This window comes from Actinoplanes sp. NPDC051633, assembly GCF_040681735.1.
In the GTDB taxonomy this organism is placed as follows: domain Bacteria; phylum Actinomycetota; class Actinomycetes; order Mycobacteriales; family Micromonosporaceae; genus Actinoplanes.
This window is the reverse complement of sequence record NZ_JBFAZH010000621.1, coordinates 1-4,734: the sequence shown is the minus strand read 5'-3', so window position 1 is coordinate 4,734 and position 4,734 is coordinate 1. Positions and strand designations below refer to the sequence as shown.

The 4,734-nt window shown below is 70.2% G+C and carries 7 protein-coding genes; 1 reads left to right on the top strand and 6 read right to left on the bottom strand.

All coding sequences use genetic code 11. From position 1 onward, the window contains the following. Positions 1 to 454 (top strand): zinc-binding dehydrogenase (locus AB0M20_RS28140; protein ID WP_364303233.1); only part of this gene is annotated, 454 nt, incomplete at its 5' end. Between the two features lie 47 nt (positions 455 to 501). On the opposite strand, the gene AB0M20_RS28135 is transcribed toward AB0M20_RS28140, so the two are convergent. The 6 genes from AB0M20_RS28135 to AB0M20_RS28110 form a co-directional block, all read right to left on the bottom strand. Continuing rightward, positions 502 to 1,404 (bottom strand): SMP-30/gluconolactonase/LRE family protein, encoded by a 903-nt coding sequence (locus AB0M20_RS28135; RefSeq protein ID WP_364303231.1) that lies wholly within the window; start codon positions 1,402 to 1,404, stop codon positions 502 to 504. Between the two features lie 40 nt (positions 1,405 to 1,444). Then, positions 1,445 to 2,029: an ABATE domain-containing protein gene (locus tag AB0M20_RS28130; RefSeq protein WP_364303229.1), complete on the bottom strand. Its 585-nt coding sequence runs from the start codon at positions 2,027 to 2,029 to the stop codon at positions 1,445 to 1,447. Between the two features lies 1 nt (position 2,030). Then, entirely contained in the window at positions 2,031 to 2,588 is a 558-nt protein-coding gene (locus AB0M20_RS28125; protein ID WP_364303227.1) for a DUF6817 domain-containing protein, read from the bottom strand. Between the two features lie 67 nt (positions 2,589 to 2,655). Beyond that, complete coding sequence (locus tag AB0M20_RS28120) at positions 2,656 to 3,543, bottom strand: aldo/keto reductase (protein ID WP_364303225.1); 888 nt, start codon at positions 3,541 to 3,543, stop codon at positions 2,656 to 2,658. Between the two features lie 62 nt (positions 3,544 to 3,605). Further along, positions 3,606 to 3,920, bottom strand: coding sequence for a hypothetical protein (locus tag AB0M20_RS28115; protein WP_364303223.1), 315 nt, complete (start codon positions 3,918 to 3,920; stop codon positions 3,606 to 3,608). Then, a partial coding sequence (locus AB0M20_RS28110) for a PLP-dependent aminotransferase family protein (RefSeq protein WP_364303221.1) occupies positions 3,869 to 4,734 on the bottom strand: 866 nt, incomplete at its 5' end. The genes AB0M20_RS28115 and AB0M20_RS28110, both read right to left, overlap by 52 nt.

Below are 4,734 nucleotides of genomic sequence, written 5' to 3'. Positions count from 1 at the left end.
ACGCATCATCGCGGTCAGTCGCCACGCCGACCGGCAGGCTCTCGCGCGGGAGTTCGGCGCCACCGACATCGTCACCGAACGCGGCGACGCGGGTGTCGAGAAGGTCAAGGAGCTGACCGGCGGCCTGGGCGCGCACAGCGTCATCGAGGCGGTTGGCACCCAGGAAGCCATGATGCAGGCCATCCACTCGACCCGTCCCGGCGGTCACGTGGGCTTCGTGGGTGTCTCCCACGACGTCGCGATCCCCGGTGACGAGCTGTTCATGGCGGGCGTACACATCCACGGCGGTCCCGCCCCGGTCCGGCAGTTCCTGCCCGAGCTGATCCAGCTCATCTGGGACCGCAAGATCAATCCCGGCAAGGTCTTCGACCTGACTCTGCCGCTCGACCGGGCGGCAGAGGGCTATCGGGCCATGGACCAGCGCACCGCCACCAAGGTGCTGCTCACCGTCTGAAGCCGGTCGAGACCCCCTGTCCGTCTCATGAGGAGATACCGCGAGGGTCAGGACGGGTACGCGGCGCCGTTGATGTTGACCCGCAGGGTGTAGAGCGAGGACGACGCGGTGATGAACAGGTGGTTGCGGCGCAGTCCGCCGAAGGTCAGGTTGGACGTGATCTCCGGGACGTGGAGTTTGCCGATCAGCGTGCCGTCCGGCGCGAAGCAGTGCAGTCCCTCGTGGGTCGCGGCCCAGATCCGGCCGTCCGCGTCCAGGCGCACGCCGTCGAAGGTTCCGGCGTCACAGGTGACGAACACCTCTCCCCCGCCGAGCCCGCCACCGTCGGTGACGGTGAACCGGCGGATGTGATGGCGCCGGCTGTCGGCGATGTAGAGCGTCGTCTCGTCGGCGCTGAAGGCCAGGCCGTTGGGCCGTTCGAAGTCGTCCGCGACCCTCTGCACATCACCGCTCGGATCGATCCGGTAGACGTGGCACCCGTCCTGTTCGGAGGGTGCCCGGCAGCCTTCGTAGTCGCTGTCGATGCCGTAGCTGGGGTCGGTGAACCAGATGCTGCCGTCCGAGTGTTCGACCACGTCGTTCGGGCTGTTGAGCCGTCCGCCGAGGTACCCATCGGCGAGCACGGTCACCGATCCCTCGTGCTCGGTGCGGGTCACCCGCCGCGTCCCTTGTTCGCAACTGACCAGCCGGCCGAGCCGGTCGACCGTGTGGCCGTTGGCGTAGTCGGACGGCTGACCGAACGTGCTGACGGCGCCCGTGGTCTCGTCCCAGCGGAGCAGGCGGTTGTTGGGAATGTCGCTGAAGACGAGGTACCGGCCGGCCGGGAAGTACGCCGGCCCTTCGGTCCAGCGCCCGTCGCTGAACGGCCGCTCGATCCATTCGTCTCCGTTGACCGTACGGAACCGCTCGTCCAGCACCTCGAACCGCGCCTTGACCTTCTCCGTGCTCATGCTCACCGCTCCCGTTCGGCCCGCGTCTTCTCGTACCTCATCAAGCGAAGCTCTGTCGGCTGCGGTAGGCGGACATCTTGCTGCGCGCGCCGCAGGCGCTCATCGAACACCACCGGCGTACGCCGGCGCGACTCTCGTCCAGGAACAGCAGGGCGCAGTCGTCGCGTCCGCACTCCTTGATGCGGCCGGCCGACGGCCCGGTGAGGAGGTCGACCCCGTCCCGCGCGATCGCCGCCAGGAGCATCGCGGCGTCCAGGGCCGGCTGATGGACGGTGAACGTTCCCCGGTCGAAGCCGAGGGCAGCACCCGGTGCCGACCGGGTGGCCCACCGGTTGACCTCCCCGATGTCCGTGGGATCCGGCGAGGTGGCATCGAGCGTGGACCGGAACAGGCGGTAGAGGGCTTCCCGGAGGTAGCGCGCTTGCCGCATACGGGCGTAGCTCACCGGAACGGCATCCGGGTGGATCCCCGCCTCGACGAACCACCGTGCCAGGTCATCGGGCGCCCGCAGCCGTTCGAAGCGGCCCCGCCATCGCTCGCCGACCGTGGCGGTGAAGTCGAGGGACACACGGCCACCGAACCACCGAAAGGCGAGCTCGTCGGCTCCCACCCGCTCGACACGCATTTCAGGACTCTACTGCGTTACCGATCCAGCCGGTAACAAGAGACCCGACCTCCGGAGAGCAGAGCGGGAGCCAGGAACCGAACAGCTGGCGCAGGCCCGCACCGTGTGCCGCCGCGACGGCGGGGGAGTGCTCCACCACGTCGAGCTCGTTGAGGATCGTCAGGTCCACGAGCGCCCGCAGCACGGCTGTGGACGGCGCCTGCACGCCGCCGGTGAACCGGTCCCACACCGTCCTGGCGTGCGGGAGGGCCGTCCACGTCCGGGACCGGTCGCATGATCCGTAGAGGTACACCAGCTCTTCCGCCTGCACACCGACCAGATCCCGCAGGGTGGCCCGTTGGCCGAGATCGAGCAACGTCACGTCGAACCCGTCCGTACCGTATGCCGCGTGCGTCCGGCCCGCGGCCTGAACGTGCGGCGCCAGGCCCAGCCGGTGCATGCGGTCCGCCACCCGGTTCAGATGGTCGAACAGGGTTCCTCCGGGATGGGGAATGTCCATCGCTCCGCGCGACTCGAGCCAGTCGGTGATGCGCCGGCGATCGTGGGTGGTGTGTGGCATCGCCGGTCCTCACCGCCATCTCCGTGGACTATCTCACGAAGTTACCCCCTCAGGTGGTAACTGGCTATCACTCCTCCGGGACCGCCCGGTCGAACATCTCCGGGCGCGGGACGTCGGGGTCCGGGCCGTTGCGTACGCCGGTGTCCAGAGCGTCCAATGTGGCCAGCTGATGCTCGGTCAGGTCGAAGTCGAAGACGTCGAAGTTCTCCCTGATGCGGCCCGGGTTGGTCGACTTCGGAATCGCCGAGCGGCCCCTCTGCAGCTGCCAGCGCAGCATCACCTGGGCCGGCGTCCTGCCGTGCCCGGCCGCGATCTCGGCGATCGCCGGGTCCTCCAGGACGTTCTTCCGCTTCTCGCCCCAGCCCGGGTAGAACGTGATGCCGCCGATGGGCGACCACGCCTGCGTCAGGATGCCGTGCTCGGCGTCCGCCTTCTGCACGTCCGGCTGGGTGAAGTACGGGTGCAGCTCGATCTGGTTCACCGCCGGCACGACCTCGGTGCGCGCCAGCAGGTCGGTGAGGTGGTGGCGCATGAAGTTGCTGACGCCGATCGCCCGCACCGCGCCGTCGGCCAGGAGCTTCTCCAGAGCCTGGTACGCGGCGACCGTCCGGTCGAACCGGTCCGGGGCCGGCTGGTGCAGGATGAACAGGTCGATCCGGTCGACGCCGAGCTTGCGGGTCGCCTTCTCGAAGGCGTGCAGCGTCTGGTCGTACCCGTAATCGCTGACCCACACCTTGGTCTCGATGAACACCTCGTCGCGACCGAGGCCGGACCGGCGGATGCCCTCGCCCACCTGCCGCTCGTTGCCGTAGGCGGCGGCGGTGTCGATCTGCCGGTACCCTACGTTCAGCGCCGTCTCGACCGCCGCGGCGGTCTCCTCGGGCGGGCTCTGGAAGACCCCGAGCCCGAGCGCGGGCATCGTGACTCCGTTGTTGAGAACCAGTTCCTCAGTCATGTCCTCGACGTTAGGCCGCCCGCGACCGGCGAGAGAGGTACCAGCACTACCCCTGTCGCGGCTCACCGGTCGGCGATGCAGCGGCTCAGTTGCCGGATCCCGTACCGCGAGCGGTCGGCCGGGACACTGCCGTAGCCCAAGATCAAACCGGGCCGGCCGCGCCCCGCCGCCTCCCCCACCCCTGCGCTGGGCGGGTCGGAATGTACGCGCCGGGTACGACGGTTTTCGTCGGCCGTCCACAGGAAGCCGGCGAGGGGGTACACCCGCACCCCGACGTCCAGGGCCCGCCGGACCACCGCCTCCTCGTCCGCGCCGGCCGGCAGCATCACCAGCACGTTCTGCCCGGCCGACACGCCCATCGGCGTCGCGTCCGGCATCCACCGGCCGAGCGCCGCCAGCACCGCGTCACGCCGCTCCCGATAGACACGACGCGTGTGCCGCAGGTGCCGGTCCAGGTCGCCGCCGTCGAGGAACGCCGCGAACGTCGCCTGCAGCAGGTCGCGGTCGACCCGTCGGTGAGGTGCCGCCGGGCCACCATCGGCTCGATCAGCGGCGGCGGGACGACCATCCAGCCGAGGCGCACGCCGGACGCCAGGGTCTTGGACGTCGTTCCACAGTAGATGACCCGGTCCGGCGCGAGGCCCTGCAGCGCACCGACCGGGCGGCGGTCGTACCGGTATTCGGCGTCGTAGTCGTCCTCCACGATGTACCCGCCGACCTCGCGCGCCCACCCGATCAGCTCGTGCCGGCGGCGTGGGGACAGCACGACGCCGGTGGGACTCTGGTGTGCCGGCGTCACGTGGACCGCCCGGGCCGCGCTCCGGCGCAACGCCGCGACGTCCAGCCCGTCGCCGTCGACCGGCACCCGATCGAAGGGCACACCGTGGTCGGCGAGTTGCCGGCGCGGGCCTGCGTACCCCGGATCCTCGACCGCGAAGCGGGCCGTCAGCACGTCGAGGATCAGGTCGAAGGCGTGGGAGAAACCCGCGCAGATCATCACGTGGGCGGGTTCGGCGCTGACGCCGCGGACGCGGGCCAGGTAGTCGGCCAGGCAGCGGCGCAGGCGCGGGAGACCACGCGGATCGGCGTACGCGAAATCGCTCGTCGGCATCGATCGCAGGGCCGCCCGGCCGGCCCGGGCCCAGGCGGCGCGCGGGAACAGCGTCAGGTCGGGCCGTCCCGGGCGGAAGT